The organism is Aureimonas sp. Leaf324 (assembly GCF_001423245.1).
Classification (GTDB): Bacteria; Pseudomonadota; Alphaproteobacteria; order Rhizobiales; family Rhizobiaceae; genus Aureimonas.
Genome location: NZ_LMOH01000001.1, coordinates 402,045 through 417,777 on the forward strand (window position 1 = coordinate 402,045; position 15,733 = coordinate 417,777).

The window sequence follows — 15,733 nt, forward strand, 5'->3', positions numbered from 1 at the left end:
ATCCCGCCGCGATCAATTGCCGGAGCGAACCGAGAGGTTAAGCACCTGCGGCAGCGTCTGCGGCGCTCCCATCGCGGCCCCGAGGATCTGCGTCGCCGGTACCGGTGCGGGCGGGGCGATCGAAATGCGGAGCGCCTTCGGGTTCTCGAGGAAGTCCTTCACCGCGCCGGTAACCTGCGCCTGGAAATCCGGGTTCTGGATGTAGGCCAACGCCAGCGGCAGAGAGCCGACGAGGCCGGACACCATCTGCTCGCGCGTCTGGTTGTTCTGCTTGGCGTAATAGTCGAGGAGGCGGTTGGTCAGCGAGTTGTCGGCGAAGGAGAGTTCGGCGGACTGCAGGTAGAGCTGCGAGATCAGCCCGATCACCGCCATCCCGCTGGCATCGTTCTGCCCGCCGCTTGCCTGCATCTGCTGGCTGAGCTGGCTCAGCGACTGGATGAAGCTCGGGGTGTAACCCGTGATCGTGTAGGCGAAATTCAGCGTCCCGGCATTGTCGACGACAATCTGCAGCGGGTCGAGAGTCAAGGCACCGGACTGCGGGTTCCACGAGCCGTTGCCCGTCACCGTTCCTGCGAGCTGCTGATACCCGAGGTCGGCCATCACGGCCGGGCCACCTTCTCCACCCGACGCCTGCGTATCGACGGTGAATCGCTGGACCCCGAACGTGCCGCTGTAGGCGGTGCCGTTGCCCCCGCCGGTGCGCAGTTCGACGCCGTCGATCCCGAGCACCTGACGGCCTTCATGCTCGGCCGTGACGTTCGCAACCGCCATGCGATCGAAGAACACCGGCGAGGCGGCGGCCGCGCCAGTCGCCGGGGGAATCTGCATGCCCTCGATCACGATGCCGGACGCGCGCGTCCGAGTCGGTCCCTCCGTGCGGTCGACGTCCGAGGGCGTGACGCGCTCGACCCGCCAGCCTTCGGGCGTCGAACCGGTGACGCCCTGGAAACGGAGATCGCCGAGCGGAAGCGGGCTGTCGCCGGGAGCGCCGCCGTGGACCTTCGCGCCCGACAGAACGACGTCGTTCCCATCGCTGGTGGCGCCCGTGTAATCCAGCACCACCTGCTGGCTGGCCATCACAGCCTTCAACCGATCCCCGAAAGCCTGAGCGTCCGCCGCCAGCGACGACGTCGTGCCCGCAAGGACGAAAGCGAGGCCCGCGAGAACACGGCGGGACGGGAGGACGCGCATGAAGACACCTTTCTGACGGTTGCGATACCGGTGGCCGCGTTGGCCGCACCGGACGAACCCGCGGGGAACGCCGCTAATATGGCTGCTCCAACCGTTTAGGAAAGAGACCGGAGCGCGGCGACTGGGTCACGATCGCGTTTTGTTCTTCTCTTGTTCCTTGTCATGCTTTCGGCTAAGGCCGGGATCATGGGCAAGCCAGTGGATACTCCGCCGAACGGCGGCGACATCGAACCGATCGATCTGAAGGCGGCGCTGGAAGAGCGATACCTCGCCTATGCCCTGTCCACCATCATGGGGCGAGCGCTGCCGGACGTGCGCGACGGGCTGAAGCCGGTGCATCGACGCATCGTGCACGCGATGCGCGTGCTGCGGCTCGATCCGGGTCAGGGCTACAAGAAATGTGCGCGCATCGTCGGCGACGTGATGGGCAAGTTCCATCCGCATGGCGATGCCTCGATCTACGATGCCCTCGTGCGTCTCGCCCAGGATTTCTCGATTCGCTACCCGCTGATCGACGGTCAGGGCAACTTCGGCAACGTCGACGGCGATAGCGCGGCGGCTATGCGCTACACCGAAGCGCGGATGACCGATGTCGCGACGCTGATCCTGCGCGGCATCGACGAGAACGCCGTCGATTTTCGTCCGACCTACAACGAGGAGGACCAGGAGCCGGTCGTCCTGCCGGGGGCGTTCCCCAATCTCCTGGCCAACGGTTCCTCGGGGATCGCCGTCGGCATGGCGACCTCGATCCCGCCCCACAATGCGGCGGAGATCTGCGACGCGGCGCTGAAGCTGATCGAGCAGCCGGATGCCGACGTCGATACGCTCCTGAAATTCGTGCAGGGTCCCGATTTCCCGACCGGTGGCATAGTGGTCGACGGTCGCGAGACGATCCGCGAGGCCTACGCCACGGGGCGCGGATCGTTTCGCGTTCGCGCGCGCTGGGAGAGGGAGGAGCAGGGGCGCGGCGGCTATGTCGTGGTCGTGACCGAGATCCCCTACCAGGTTCAGAAGTCGCGGCTGATCGAGAAGATCGCGGACCTCCTGACCGCCAAACGCCTGCCGCTGCTCGCCGATATCCGCGACGAATCGGCCGAGGACGTGCGCATCGTCCTGGAGCCGAAGGCCCGGACCGTGGATCCGGTGCTCCTGATGGAGTCGCTGTTCCGCCTGACCGATCTCGAATCGCGCATCCCGCTGAACATGAACGTCCTGTCGGGCGGCAAGGTCCCGAAGGTCCTGTCGCTCCGCGAGGTGCTGGTCGAGTGGCTGGCGCATCAGCGCGAGGTGCTGATCCGGCGCTCGCAGTATCGGCTCGACCAGATCGAGCGGCGGCTCGAGATCCTCGGCGGTTACATCATCGCCTTCCTCAACCTCGACGAGGTGATCCGCATCATCCGCGAGGAGGACGAGCCGAAGGCCGTCCTGATGTCGACGTTCCAGCTGTCGGACGTTCAGGCTGAGGCGATCCTCAACATGCGGCTGCGCTCGCTGCGCAAGCTCGAGGAATTCGAGCTGAAGCGCGAGTTCGATTCGCTGAGCGAAGAGCGCGACGCCAAGCAGGCGCTGCTTGGCTCGACCGAGCAGCAATGGTCGACGGTCGCGGGCGAGGTTCGCGAGGTTCGCGAGGCTTTCTCGAAGAAGACGAAACTCGGCAAGCGCCGCACGACCTTTGCCGACGCGCCCGAGCATTCGTCGGACGATATCGCCGTCGCCCTGATCGAGAAGGAGCCGGTGACGATCGTCCTGTCGCAGAAGGGCTTCCTTCGCGCGATGCGGGGGCATCTGACCGATCTCTCCGGTCTGACGTTCCGCGAAGGCGACGGCCTGAAATTCGCCTTTCCCGCTCTCACCACCGATAAGCTGGTGTTCCTGTCGACCAACGGCCGGGCGTTCACGCTGGGTGCAGACAAACTGCCGGGCGGCCGGGGGCATGGCGACCCCATTCGGTTGGCGATCGAACTCGAGGACGATCAGGATATCGCGATGGGCTTCGTGCCCGATCCGACGGCCAAGCGCCTCGTCGCGTCGAGCGATGGCAACGGCTTCATCGTGTCGGAAGCCGAACTCCTGTCGTCGACCCGCAAGGGCAAGCAGATCCTGAACGTCGCGGGTGCGGTGCGCCTCCTTCGTGCCGAGCGGATCAACGGCGGCGATGCCGTGGCAGCGGTCGGCGACAATCGCAAGATGCTCGTCTTCCCGCTCGCGCAGGTGCCGGAGATGGTCCGCGGCAAGGGCGTCCGGCTGCAGCGCTTCAAGGACGGCGGGCTGCTCGACATCAAGGTCTTCAAGCTGGCCGAGGGGCTGACCTGGACTGATCCGGCCGGCCGCGTCTTCACGCGGTCGGACGCGGAACTGATGGAGTGGCGCGGCGATCGGGCGCAGGCCGGTCGGCTGGTGCCGAAGGGCTTCCCGAAGAGCGGGCGGTTCGGCTAGGCGATCGTCGCACGGCTGGATCGAAAGGCGGCGAAGGGCCGCAAGACAAGTCTCATGCCTCGGTAGGGGCGTAGCGCTCCCAGCCCTTGGCCATCAGGTGTTCCTGGGGCTGGTAACGGATCTTGTATTGCATCTTTCGGGAACCTTCGACCCAGTAGCCCAAGTAGAGGTAGGGTAGGCCGAGTTCCTTGGTGCGGCGGATGTGATCGAGGATCATGAACGTGCCGAGGCTGCGGTCGACCTCGTCGGGCCGGTAGAACGAGTAGACCATCGACATGCCGTCGGCCATGACGTCGCTCAATGCGACCGCCATGAGGCCCTCGTCCGAACGCCCCGTGATCCGGTAGTCCGGCCCCTTGCGACGATACTGGATCAGCCGCGTGTCGACCTGGCTGTCCTCGATCATCATCGCGTAGTCCATCGCACTCATCTCGGCCATGCCGCCACTGGCGTGGCGAGCCTCGAGATAGCGACGAAACAGGGCGAACTGCTCGGACGTCGGCTCCGCCGTGGCCATGTGGCCGAAGAGGTCGGCGTTCGTCTGAAGCACGCGGCGCATCGACCGCGTCGGCTCGAACTCGTCGACGAGGATCCGGACCGAGATGCAGCCTCGGCACCGCTCGCAGGCCGGCCGGTAGGCGATGTTCTGGCTTCGACGGAACCCCCCTTGCGTCAGGAGGTCGAGAAGAGCGGGTGCCCGCGCGCCGGCGAGATGCGTGAACACCTTCCGCTCGAACTGCCCGTCGAGATAGGGGCAGGGTGACGGTGCCGTCAGGAAGAATTGCGGGCTCTGCGGATGAGCGGTCATGCGGTCGGCGCCTCGGGTTGCGCGCGAGCACCTTCCGCGCACACCAGTTCAATTTGATGGCCACGAGGCCGATTGGAAAGCTCTCCTGACGATCCCGGCCGAAAAAATCACGGTCGGTCGCTCTCGATCAGCGGCGTCGCACCACCACTGTCCCGAGGAGAAGATCCTGCACCAGCTGCTTGCGCGCGGTGAACAGGCCGACGAGGACGATGAAGCCCGAGGTCAGCGCTCCGGCGACCCAGAACAGCACCGAATGCGCGACGCCGAGACCCGGGTCGGTCGGGCGCCCGTCGAGACGCTCCAGCCGGATGCCGAAGAGGCGCATTCCGGGCGTCGCCTGCGATCGTCCGCCCAGGGTGAACGCGACGTAGGGGAGCGCCACCAGCGGAAAGAGCGCGCCGTACAGCATCCAGCCAAGGCCGAAGGTCAGCACGCCGAGAACGCCGATGATCAGCATGACCGGGATGCAGAGCAGAAGGACGATCGTATAGTCGACCAGAAAAGCCAGGATGCGGCGCGAACGCACGCCCTCGTAAGCGCGTGGCTCGTCGAGCCAGGTCGTCTGGGCGCCATTGAGAACCGTTGCATCGACCATCGCGTCGTCATCTCCTGTGCGGCCGGAAAACCCGGCTCGTCAGGACATGGTATCGCGGTCACGGCTCCGCAATCCCGGCTCAGCCCTTGTGGATCGCTTCCGCCACACGAGGCGCAAAGTAGGTGAGGATTCCGGAAGCCCCGGCGCGCTTGAACGAGCGCAGCGATTCGAACATCGCCTTGTCGCCGTCGATCCAGCCGTTCTGGGCCGCCGCCATGATCGTCGCGTACTCGCCGGACGTCTGATAGGCGAAGGTCGGCATGCGGAACTCGTCGACGAGACGGGCGAGGATGTCGAGATAGGGCAGGCCCGGCTTGACCATGATCATGTCCGCCCCTTCGGCGATGTCCTGCGCGGCCTCGCGAAGGGCTTCCAGCGCGTTGCCCATGTCCATCTGGTACGTGCGCTTGTCGCCCCGCAGGGCGCCCGCCGAGCCGACGGCATCGCGGAAGGGCCCGTAGAAGGCGGAGGCGTATTTCGCGGCATAGGACATGATCATCGTGTCGCCGAAGCCGTCGGCGTCGAGCGCTTCGCGGATGCAGGCGACGCGGCCATCCATCATGTCGGAGGGGCCGATGATGTCGCATCCCGCGCGCGCCTGCACCAGCGCCTGCCGACAGAGAAGATCCACCGTCTCGTCGTTGACGATCACGCCGTCGCGCACGATCCCGTCGTGCCCGTGGCTGGTATAGGGATCGAGCGCGACATCGCAGAGGATGCCGATCTCCGGCACGGCGTCCTTGATCGCTCGGGTGGCCCGGCACACGAGATTGCCCTCGTTCAGCGCTTCCGTGCCCATCTCGTCGCGCAGCGACGGGTCGGTGAAGGGGAACAGAGCGACGACCGGAATGCCGAGGTCGGCAGCCTGGCGCGCGGCCTCGACGCACCCGGCGACGGAGCGGCGTGACACGCCCGGCATCGAGGCCACGGGGTGAGCCTCGCCGTCGCCTTCCCGCACGAAGATCGGCCAGATCAGGTCGTCGACGCGCACGTCCGTCTCGCGGACGAGGCGCCGTGTCCAGTCGCTCTGGCGCAGGCGCCGCAGGCGCATGCCGCCGGTGGCCCGGTCGATCCGGTTGCTCGTCGCGGTGCGCTCGCCCATGATACGGTTCCCTGGTCTCGAATTGCGCAGAGCTATGCCCCCGGCGCCGGCCCTTGTTCAACCCCCGTCCATGCCGGCGCGCGACGGGCGCGATTGACGGCGGGGAGCTAGGTGCATAGCCTTTGTCCCTCGCGCGGCATCCTTTGAAGGTCCTGCGCGAGCTTCAGTCAGGACCCCGCATGACCCCTTCGATTACCGCGTTCGCGCCTTGCCGCACCGGCGCCCCGTTGCGGCATTCATGACGCTGGAGATTTTCGACCGGGACCGCGACGAGACAATCAACCGCACGCTGATCGTCTGGCTCTGCCGGATCGCGGGTCTCGCCATGTTCGGCATGGGCCTTGTCTACTGGATCCGTCTGATCGGCGTCTTCGACGGGCCGCTTTGGCGGTTCGATCTCATGCCGGTCTGGTGGCGCATCGCCTGTCCGTCTCTGGCGGTGCTCTATCCCGTGGCTGGCACCGGGCTCTGGCTGGCGGCTTCGTGGGGCGGCGTGATCTGGATTCTCGTCGCCGCCTGCGAGGGCGTGATGCGGCTGGGGTTCCCGCACCTTTTCGGAACCGACCCGCTGCTGCTGGGCGGCCACGCCTTCGGGCTGGCGCTCCTTGCGGCGCTTCGGATCGTCGGCGCGGTCGAGCGTCACCGGCGCCTGCGCGGCGACCGCTGAGACTGAAACGCGTTGCATTCGGTGCGCGATGTTCACCTCGCGTTCAGCACGAAAGCGCTCTGAATGTTTAAACCTCGCGTTAAGCCTGCGTTTTAAAACGAATTTTAGACGCAGCCCCTAAGTTGCAGGACAAGACGAGGTCATGAAGAACCTCGGGAAGCAACAGTGGGATCGATCATGAAGAATACGGTCGCCAAGCGCCCTGCAGAGCTTGTGAAGGAAGACAAGCCCGAGCTGAAGATGCTTTACCTGGAGACGCTGCAACTGGTGGAGCGTCTGCACCGCCGCCTGCTCGACGTCATCAAGGACGAATTCGACCGCGCCGGCCGGACCGACATCAACGCGGTTCAAGCGCTGCTCCTCTTTAACATCGGCGACTCGGTGCTGACGGCTGGCGAGCTGCGGACCCGCGGCTTCTATCTCGGCTCCAACGTCTCCTACAACCTGAAGAAGCTTGTCGAGCTCGGCTTCATCGATCACCAGCGCTCCCGCGTCGACCGCCGCGCCGTTCGCGTGTCGCTGACGAAGTCGGGCATCGAGGTCGCCGAGATCGTCGCCGAACTCTACGACCGCCATATCGGATCGATCGACAAGGTCGGCGGGCTCGACGAGGGCGAGTTCCAGAAGCTCAACAAGTCTTTGCAGCGCCTCGACCGGTTCTGGAACGATTCGATCATGTATCGCCTCTAGACCCATCCTTATCGGCTGATCGCGCGTCCTCCAGTGCGCGGTCCTCCCAAGCCCCGCGAGCGTCGTTCCGCTCGTGGGGCTTTTTGCAACACAGCATCCGAAAGTCGCGACGCGACCGGAACTTGGGGGCGTCCAGTCCCCCTTTTCGCCGCATTCCGATGGCCTTTCGACCCCTCACGCGACGGGCGCACGCGTCCACTCGCTTCCGTGATTGCCCGTTACGCTTTGGTTTACCAAGCCGCCCCTATGTTGCGGCGCAAGTGGGCAAGACTTGCCAAGGGGTTCGAGAATGACTGAGGGCGCAGACAACCGATCCATCCGCATGAGCCGCCGGCGTTTCGTGGCGGGTGCCGCGACCGTGCTGGGGGCAGGGGCCTTTGCCGGCGCCGCGCGCGCGCAATCGGCGCTGGAAGGCGTTCTGGCGGCACCGAACCGGGGCGGCTGGAACGATCAGTTCGACACGCGCCAGGCGAGCGTTCGCAACGTCGCGTCCAACCAGCCGGTCTTTTCGCAGAACACGCTGCAGGCGATGCAGCAGGCCGTCGGCCAGTATCAGCAGATCGCCATGGCCGGCGGCTGGCAGCGGGTGCCCGACAGCAGCAAGCTGGAACTCGGCGTCCAGAACGCGGCCGTTCCCTACCTGCGCGAGCGTCTCGTCGCCTCGGGTGATCTCGACCGTTCGGCGGGGGCTTCGCAGGCCTTCGATACCTATGTCGATGCCGCGGTGAAGCGCTTCCAGGCCCGCCACGGTCTGCCTGCGGACGGGTCGGTCGGCGAATACACGTTCAAGGCGCTCAACGTGCCAGCGGACGTGCGCCATGCGCAGCTGAACACCAACATCCAGCGGCTTTCGGCCATTCAGCTCGATCCCGGTCGCTTCGTGATGGTCAACATCCCCGCGGCCTCGATCGAGGCGGTGGAGAACGGCCGTGTCGTGCAGCGCCACACGGCGGTGGTCGGCAAGATCGACCGTCAGACGCCGATCCTCGATTCGAAGATCACCAATCTCAACCTCAACCCGTACTGGCACGCGCCGGCGTCGATCGTCCGCAAGGACATCATCCCGCTGATGCAGAAGGATCCGACCTATCTGCAGCGCAACGACATCATCATCTACGCGGCGGACGGCAGCGTCGTCCCGCCGGAGACGATCAACTGGCAGACGGACGAGGCGGTGAAGTACCTCTTTCGCCAGAACCCCGGCAAGATGAACGCGATGTCGTCGGTGAAGATCAACTTCCCGAACCCGTATTCGGTCTACATGCACGACACGCCGCAGCAGAGCGTCTTCTCGCAGCTGATGCGCTTCGAGTCGTCGGGCTGCGTGCGCGTTCAGAACGTCCGCGACCTGATCGTCTGGCTGGCTCGCGATACGCCCGGCTGGGACCGCGCCGCGATCGAGAAGACGATCGCCGCCCGCACGCGCCAGGACGTGAACTTCACGAACCCGGTGCCGCTGCACTTCACCTACCTGACGGCCTGGGCGACGGACCCGAACGTGGTTCAGTTCCGCGACGACATCTACGCCCGCGACGGAGCGGACCAGCTCGTCATGACCGACGCGCGTCCGACGGCCTATGCGCAGGGCGAGCAGGCCTACGCCGACCTGCCGTACTGATCGGCGCGAAGTGATGTCGAAAGGGCCCGGCGGCGACGCCGGGCCCTTTCCCGTTTCGTTCCCTTCGGTGGCGCCCCGGGCGGGAACGTGTTAAGGCGCCGCCCAATCGCGGCCCCGAGCGCCGCCGACGCGAGGAGAAACCGGTCATGTCGCATGCTCACGTTCTCGACACGACGACCGCTCACAGTGGCTTCTTCACCGATGGCATCGCCGCCGTCGACGCCGACCTCTTCGGCGCGATGCGCGACGAGCTGCACCGCCAGCAGCACGAGATCGAGCTGATCGCCTCCGAGAACATCGTCTCGCGCGCGGTTCTCGAAGCGCAGGGTTCGGTCCTCACCAACAAGTACGCCGAAGGCTATCCGGGCCGTCGCTACTACGGCGGCTGCGAGTTCGTGGACGTCGTCGAGCAGCTGGCGATCGACCGCGCCAAGGCGCTGTTCGGCTGCGGCTTCGCGAACGTCCAGCCCAACTCCGGCAGCCAGGCGAACCAGGGCGTTCTTCTCGCGCTGACGAAGCCCGGCGCGACGATCCTCGGCATGAGCCTCGATGCGGGCGGCCATCTGACGCATGGCGCCAAGCCCAACCTGTCGGGCCGCTGGTTCAACGCCGTGCAGTACGGCCTCGACCTGTCGACGGGCCTCATCGACTACGACGCCGTGGAGCGTCTGGCGCACGAGCACAAGCCGGAGATCATCGTCGCGGGCGGCTCGGCCTACTCGCGCATCATCGACTTCGCGCGCTTCCGTGCGATCGCCGATGCGGTCGGCGCCTATCTCTGGGTCGACATGGCGCACTTCGCCGGTCTCGTGGCCGGTGGTCAGCATCCGAGCCCGTTTCCGCACGCGCACGTCGCGACCTCGACGACGCACAAGACCCTGCGCGGCCCGCGCGGCGGCCTGATCCTCACCAACGACGAGGACATCGCCAAGAAGATCAACTCGGCGATCTTCCCGGGCCTGCAGGGCGGCCCGCTGATGCATGTCATCGCCGGCAAGGCCGTGGCCTTCGGCGAGGCGCTCCAGCCGGGCTACCGCTCCTACATCAAAGCGGTCGCCGACAACGCCAAGGTGCTGGCCGAGACGCTTCGCGAAGGCGGCCTCGACATCGTCTCGGATGGCACCGACACGCACCTGATGCTGGTGGACCTGCGCCCGAAGATGCTGACCGGCAAGGCGACGGAGATCGCACTCGGCCGCGCCGGCATCACCTGCAACAAGAACGGCGTGCCGAACGATCCGGAGAAGCCGGCGATCACCTCGGGCATCCGCGTCGGCACTCCGGCTGCGACGACCCGCGGTTTCGGCACGGAAGAGTTCCGTCAGGTCGGACGCCTGATCGTCGAAGTTCTCGACGGTCTGAAGTCCTCGAACTCCGACGAGGGCAACGCGGCCACCGAGGCGCGTGTCAAGGAGAAGGTGCTGGAACTCACCGGTCGCTTCCCGATCTACGCCAATCTCGGCTGATCCAGCTGCATGCGTTGCCCCTACTGCGGGTCGCCGGACAGCCAGGTGAAGGATTCGCGCCCCGCCGAGGACGGCGGGGCCATCCGCCGGCGCCGGATCTGCCCCGACTGCAGCGGGCGATTCACGACCTTCGAACGCGTGCAGCTTCGCGACCTCATGGTGGTCAAGAAGTCGGGACGCCGCGTTCCCTTCGAGCGCGACAAGCTCGCCCGATCCATCCACACCGCGCTGCGCAAGCGGCCGGTTGAGGAGGAGAGGGTGGAGCGGATGATCTCCGGCATCGTGCGCCAGCTGGAATCGACCGGCGAGTCCGACATTCCCTCCGAGGCCATCGGCCGTCTCGTGATGGAAGCCCTGCGCGGCTTCGACGACGTCGCCTTCGTTCGCTTCGCCTCGGTGTATCGCGACTTCCGCGAAGCGCGCGATTTCGAGTCGATCATCAGCGAACTGACTGCCGCGCCGGGAACCCAGACGGAAGACCGTGGCTGATCGAACTGACCGGCAGAGGACCGACGACGAGCGCTTCATGGCCGCCGCTCGGCGGCTCTCGCTGCGCCACTTCGGGCTGACGGCCGAGAACCCGTCGGTCGGCGCTTTGCTCGTGCAAGGGCACGGTGCCGATGCCCGCATCGTCGGCCGCGGCGTCACCGCATGGGGCGGACGTCCGCATGCAGAGCGTATGGCGCTGGCCGACGCGGGAGCGGAGGCGCGCGGATCGACCGCTTACGTGACGCTGGAGCCCTGCGCTCATCACGGGCGCACGAGTCCCTGCGCCGACGCCTTGGTCGAAGCCGGTGTCGCCCGCGTCGTGATCGGGGCGCCCGATCCCGATCCGCGGGTGAACGGGCGCGGCGTCGAGATCCTGCGCGCGGCGGGCATCGAGGTGCGATGCCTGAGCGGCGCGGGGATCGTGACCCGTCCGTTCGAGGGTTTCCTCCAGCGCCTGCGCTTCGGCCGTCCGTTCGTGACGCTGAAGATGGCGGTCTCGCGCGATGGGTTCGTTGGTCGGCTGGGGGCCGAGCGGATCGGCATCAGCGGGCGGATCGCCAACCGTCAGGTTCACCTTCTGCGGGCGAGGTCCGACGCGATCATGGTCGGCGTCGGCACGGCCGTGGCCGACGATCCGCTCCTCACCTGTCGTCTGCCGGGCCTTTCCGGGCGATCGCCCATCCGGATCGTCGTCGATCCCCAGCTTCGTCTGCCGCTCGACGCCCGATTGGTGCAGACGGCCCGATCCGTCCCGACGCTCATCGCGTCGACCCGAAACCCCGATGGTCCGGAAGCGGTGCCCTATCGTCGCGCCGGTTGCCGTCTGCTTCGTCTGTCCGGATACGATCGGGACGACCTGCGTCGTCTTCTCCACGCTATGCCGTCTGCGGGCGTGCAGACGCTGATGGTCGAAGGCGGTCCGGTGCTGGCCGCGGCGTTCCTTGATGCCGAACTCGTGGACCGGATCGTCGTCATCCGCTCGCCGCTCGAGATCGGTGCCGGCGGGGTGGCGGCGCCGGACGGCGTCCTCGACCCGAAGAATTTCCGTCTTGCCCGCCGCGAGCGGTTCGGCGACGACGACTGGAGCGAATGGGAAAGGATCGAGCCATGTTCACCGGAATCGTCTCCGACGTCGGACGCGTCGCCAGCGTCCAACCCTTGAGCGCCGGTCGTCGGTTTCGGATCGAGACCGTCTACGATCCGGCGACGATCCTGATCGGCGCCTCCATCGCCTGTTCCGGCGTCTGCCTGACCGTGACGCGACTGCCGGAGCCGAGCGCCGACGCGGCGTGGTTCGAGGTCGAGGCCTGGGAGGAGGCGTTGCGCCTGACCACCGCCGGGCAGTGGACGGACGGAAGCCGCATCAATCTCGAGCGGGCGCTGAAGCTCGGCGACGAACTCGGCGGGCATCTCGTGTCCGGCCATGTCGACGGACAGGCGCGCATCGTGTCGCGCAAGGACGAGGGCGAGGCCGTCCGCTTCACCCTCGAAGCGCCGCCGGAACTGTCGCGCTACATCGCCCCGAAGGGGTCGGTCTGCCTCGACGGGACCTCGCTCACCGTGAACGGCGTTTCGGGTCACCGCTTCGACGTTCTCCTGATCCGCCACTCGCTGGAGGTGACGACATGGGGCGAAAAGGGCGAGGGGGACCATGTGAACCTTGAGGTCGATCAGATTGCACGCTATGCGGAGCGTCTGTTCGGGCCCGGACAGGCCGAGTAATTCGGAAGGCCGACCGCGCCCACTTGTTCCCGTTCGTTGGCTTCGCATGACCCGGCGCTTCGCGCGTCGTTGAATCGCGTGCCGTCCCGTTTTGGAAAGCTGCCATGTCCGCTCCGCATCTGCTCATCATCGAGGCCCGGTTCTACGATCACATCGCGGACCATCAGCTGGCGGGGGCCAAGGCCCATCTCGATGCGGCAGGCGCCACCTACGACGTCGTCACCGTTCCCGGCGCGTTGGAAATCCCGGCGGTGGTGGGCTTCGCGCTGAGCGGCGCGGACGAGGGCGCGACCGAATACGACGGCTTCATCGCACTGGGTTGCGTGATCCGCGGCGAGACCTATCATTTCGACATCGTCGCCAACGAGTCCTGCCGGGCGCTGATGGACCTCTCGGTTCACGAAGGTCTGGCGATCGGCAACGGGATTCTGACGGTCGAGAACGAGGAACAGGCGCTGGAGCGGGCGATGCCGGATCGCAAGAACAAGGGCGGCGACGCCGCCGCGGCCGCGCTCGCCATGATCGCCATCCGCAAGCGTCTCGGAGCCTGACATGGCCGACGCAGCGCTCCGCAATTTCCGTCCCGCCAACAAGCGCGGTGCCGCCCGCCTCGCGGCTGTCCAGGCCCTCTATCAGATGGATGTCGGCGGGACCGGCCTTCTCGAGACGGTCGCCGAATACGAGGCGTTCCGGCTGGGCCAGGAGGTCGACGGCGACACCTATCGCGAGGCCGACGCCGCGTGGTTCCGCGACATCGTCTCGGGCGTCGTGCGCGGACAGACGTTCATCGACCCGCTCATCCACTCGTCGCTTACGACGGACTGGCCGCTGGCGCGGCTCGACACCACGCTTCGGGCGATCCTGCGCGCCGGCACCTACGAGGTCACAGCCCGCAAGGACGTGCCGGTCGCGGTGATCGTGAGCGAGTATGTCGATATCGCGAAGGCTTTCTACGAGGAAGACGAGTCGCGTCTCGTCAACGCGGTGCTCGATCGTGTCGCCCGGCGTTCGCGCGGCGAGGGCCGGGGACAGGATCCGAAGGAAGGGGACTGAGGTCCCTGTCTTCGACGAAGCGACACGCAAAGAAAAGGCCGGCTTCGCCGGCCTTTTTCGTGAGATCGATCAGCGTCCGGCCGAAACGCCGCCGGAGCGGCCCATCCCGCCCATCGTGTCGAGGATGTTGCCGGCGCCCGGACCGTCGTCGGACAGGATCGAGCCGAGGAAGCTGGAGTCGCGACCGCCGGTCGGCGTCGTGCGCGAGATGAAGTCGAACACCCTGCCGTCCTGCAGCCCGTAGTTCGCGATCTTACGCACGGTATTGTCGGGTCCGAAATAGACCGCCAGGATGCGCTGCTCGACGAGGCGCGGCTTCATGAAGGCTACGGGGCGCACGCGCTTCTGCGAGATGTAGTAGAACACCTCGTTGTCGAACGTCGCGGTGGTGGAGGGGGAGCCCAGCGCCAGCAGGACCTGGTCGCGGCTCGAGCCGACGGGAACCTGCGCCAGCGCCTGCTCGTCGACGATGTAACCCTGATTGTAGACTTCCGCCGTCTGGCAGCCTGCCAGAACGATCATGGCGCCGACGCTGGTCGCCAAGACCACGCGGCGCAACGGACGATGGATCTCGATCACGCGGATGCTACTCCTCCCGAGGGAATCGGTTTTGCGTTCCGTAGGTGCGGATTGGTCGGAAAGTGAGGCACCGACGCCGCCCTGAAGGTTGCGACTTGGTAAAGCAACCTGCCAACCGTTGCAATCCAGCCGCATGCGTGCGAACCGGGCATCCGAAACAGGGGAAAACGACGTGGGAATTCTGGCCCGTTTCCGACGGGATCGCCTCAACCGGCGGATCGTCGATCAGCTATGGGAACAGGTCGTCGCCGCCGCGCGCGATCCCGTCCGCTTCACCGAGGGGGGGCTGCCCGATACGCTGGAAGGGCGGTTCGAAGCCTTGTCGCTGGAGATGATCGCCGTCCTCAACCGGATATCGATCGAGCCGGACCTGAAGGCCCTGTCGCAGGATCTGGTCGACCGGTTCATGACCGACATCGACCACTCCATGCGCGAGATCGGCATCAGCTACCTCGCCGTGCCGAAGCGCATGCGTAAGTTCGCGGCCCGCTTCTACACACGCGTGCGCGATTGCCAGCCGGCGATGGCCGAGGGCGACGCCGCAAGTCTCGCCGACGCGCTGGCGCGGACGGTCCTGTCGGAAGCCGTCGGCGGCCGCCCTGATGCGGCCTCAGCCTTGGCGCACCATATGATCCAGCAACAGGCTCGCTACGCTGCTCTGACCAACGAGCAGATTCTGGCCGGGCGCCTCCTGGAACCGCCGAAGACGGAGACCGCATGAAGAAGGCCGATCCGAAGGCACCCTTGAGCCTCGTCGTCCATGTCGCCCGCCTCCCGCAGGCGGGAATGCCGCTGCACCTCGAACCGAACGCCGAGGAGCGTGCCGGGATCGCCGCGCGACTGGGCATTCTGGCTGTGAACGAGCTCGCGGCGGATCTTCTCGTTCGCCGGTGGAAGCGCGATGGTGTGATCGTCGAAGGCCGAATCAAGGGCGCCCTGGAGCAGGCCTGCGTCGTGACGCTCGATCCCGTCCGCGAGATCGTCGACGAGGCGGTCGATCTCATCTTCGTCCCGGAGACTTCGAAGCTCGCCCGCATCGAGCCGGAAAGCGACGGCGAGTTGCATCTCGACCCCGAGGGGGCCGACATCCCCGAAACCTTCCGCGGCGACACGATCGATCTCGGCCCCTTAATCGAAGAGCTTGTCGGCCTGTCGCTCGACCCCTATCCCAAGGCGCCCGGTGCCGAATTCTCCGAACTCGATACGGACCCCGACCCGTCCGGCGGCAAGGTCTCGCCCTTCGCCGCGCTCGGACGCCTGAAGCCGGCAGACGGCTGACGGCTGACGGCGTCGGCCAAGCCGATACGGGCATCGCAT

17 protein-coding genes are annotated in these 15,733 nt (G+C 66.4%); 12 read left to right on the forward strand and 5 right to left on the reverse strand.

What is annotated here, in order from left to right; translation table 11 throughout:
• Positions 1-12: 12 nt before the first annotated feature.
• On the reverse strand, positions 13-1,191 hold the full coding sequence (locus ASF65_RS01930) for a hypothetical protein (RefSeq protein ID WP_055884310.1): 1,179 nt from the start codon (positions 1,189-1,191) through the stop codon (positions 13-15).
• Positions 1,192-1,377: 186 nt separating this feature from the next.
• Here ASF65_RS01930 and parC point away from each other — a divergent pair, with 186 nt between their 5' ends.
• A complete protein-coding gene (parC, locus tag ASF65_RS01935; protein ID WP_055885009.1) occupies positions 1,378-3,627 on the forward strand; it encodes a DNA topoisomerase IV subunit A in 2,250 nt (749 codons plus the stop codon).
• A gap of 52 nt (positions 3,628-3,679) precedes the next feature.
• Here the strand turns inward: parC and ASF65_RS01940 are convergent, their stop codons facing one another.
• The 3 genes from ASF65_RS01940 to hemB form a co-directional block, all read right to left on the reverse strand.
• Entirely contained in the window at positions 3,680-4,435 is a 756-nt protein-coding gene (locus tag ASF65_RS01940) for an arginyltransferase (protein WP_055884313.1), read from the reverse strand.
• A gap of 127 nt (positions 4,436-4,562) precedes the next feature.
• Positions 4,563-5,030 carry an RDD family protein gene (locus tag ASF65_RS01945; protein ID WP_055884316.1) on the reverse strand — a complete coding sequence of 156 codons (468 nt, stop codon included), beginning with the start codon at positions 5,028-5,030 and terminating at the stop codon, positions 4,563-4,565.
• Positions 5,031-5,109: 79 nt separating this feature from the next.
• The gene (hemB, locus tag ASF65_RS01950; RefSeq protein ID WP_082505107.1) at positions 5,110-6,132 is read right to left on the reverse strand and encodes a porphobilinogen synthase; all 1,023 of its coding nucleotides are present in this window, start codon (positions 6,130-6,132) and stop codon (positions 5,110-5,112) included.
• Positions 6,133-6,370: 238 nt separating this feature from the next.
• Here hemB and ASF65_RS01955 point away from each other — a divergent pair, with 238 nt between their 5' ends.
• From ASF65_RS01955 to nusB, 9 genes are all read left to right on the forward strand, one after another.
• The gene (locus ASF65_RS01955) at positions 6,371-6,799 is read left to right on the forward strand and encodes a DUF6163 family protein (protein ID WP_055885012.1); all 429 of its coding nucleotides are present in this window, start codon (positions 6,371-6,373) and stop codon (positions 6,797-6,799) included.
• A gap of 177 nt (positions 6,800-6,976) precedes the next feature.
• Entirely contained in the window at positions 6,977-7,489 is a 513-nt protein-coding gene (locus ASF65_RS01960) for a MarR family winged helix-turn-helix transcriptional regulator (protein ID WP_055885014.1), read from the forward strand.
• A 289-nt stretch (positions 7,490-7,778) separates the two neighbouring features.
• On the forward strand, positions 7,779-9,107 hold the full coding sequence (locus ASF65_RS01965) for a L,D-transpeptidase family protein (RefSeq protein ID WP_055884322.1): 1,329 nt from the start codon (positions 7,779-7,781) through the stop codon (positions 9,105-9,107).
• A 146-nt stretch (positions 9,108-9,253) separates the two neighbouring features.
• Positions 9,254-10,573: a serine hydroxymethyltransferase gene (glyA, locus tag ASF65_RS01970; RefSeq protein ID WP_055884325.1), complete on the forward strand. Its 1,320-nt coding sequence runs from the start codon at positions 9,254-9,256 to the stop codon at positions 10,571-10,573.
• 9 nt (positions 10,574-10,582) lie between these two features.
• Positions 10,583-11,062, forward strand: a complete 480-nt coding sequence (nrdR, locus tag ASF65_RS01975) for a transcriptional regulator NrdR (RefSeq protein WP_055884328.1) — start codon at positions 10,583-10,585, stop codon at positions 11,060-11,062.
• Positions 11,055-12,224: a bifunctional diaminohydroxyphosphoribosylaminopyrimidine deaminase/5-amino-6-(5-phosphoribosylamino)uracil reductase RibD gene (gene ribD, locus ASF65_RS01980; protein WP_280137606.1), complete on the forward strand. Its 1,170-nt coding sequence runs from the start codon at positions 11,055-11,057 to the stop codon at positions 12,222-12,224. The genes nrdR and ribD overlap by 8 nt, the downstream gene beginning before the upstream one ends.
• Complete coding sequence (locus tag ASF65_RS01985) at positions 12,170-12,784, forward strand: riboflavin synthase (RefSeq protein ID WP_055884334.1); 615 nt, start codon at positions 12,170-12,172, stop codon at positions 12,782-12,784. Before ribD ends, ASF65_RS01985 begins: the two co-directional genes overlap by 55 nt.
• Positions 12,785-12,888: 104 nt before the next feature.
• On the forward strand, positions 12,889-13,335 hold the full coding sequence (locus ASF65_RS01990) for a 6,7-dimethyl-8-ribityllumazine synthase (RefSeq protein WP_055884337.1): 447 nt from the start codon (positions 12,889-12,891) through the stop codon (positions 13,333-13,335).
• A gap of 1 nt (position 13,336) precedes the next feature.
• On the forward strand, positions 13,337-13,837 hold the full coding sequence (gene nusB, locus ASF65_RS01995; protein ID WP_055884341.1) for a transcription antitermination factor NusB: 501 nt from the start codon (positions 13,337-13,339) through the stop codon (positions 13,835-13,837).
• A gap of 69 nt (positions 13,838-13,906) precedes the next feature.
• Here the strand turns inward: nusB and ASF65_RS02000 are convergent, their stop codons facing one another.
• Positions 13,907-14,359 carry an outer membrane protein assembly factor BamE gene (locus tag ASF65_RS02000; RefSeq protein ID WP_200939993.1) on the reverse strand — a complete coding sequence of 151 codons (453 nt, stop codon included), beginning with the start codon at positions 14,357-14,359 and terminating at the stop codon, positions 13,907-13,909.
• Between the two features lie 229 nt (positions 14,360-14,588).
• Between ASF65_RS02000 and ASF65_RS02005 the strand changes: the two genes are divergently transcribed.
• Positions 14,589-15,137, forward strand: a complete 549-nt coding sequence (locus ASF65_RS02005; protein ID WP_055884343.1) for a ubiquinol-cytochrome C chaperone family protein — start codon at positions 14,589-14,591, stop codon at positions 15,135-15,137.
• Positions 15,134-15,694, forward strand: a complete 561-nt coding sequence (locus ASF65_RS02010; RefSeq protein WP_055884347.1) for a DUF177 domain-containing protein — start codon at positions 15,134-15,136, stop codon at positions 15,692-15,694. Before ASF65_RS02005 ends, ASF65_RS02010 begins: the two co-directional genes overlap by 4 nt.
• The last annotated feature ends 39 nt before the right edge of the window (positions 15,695-15,733 follow it).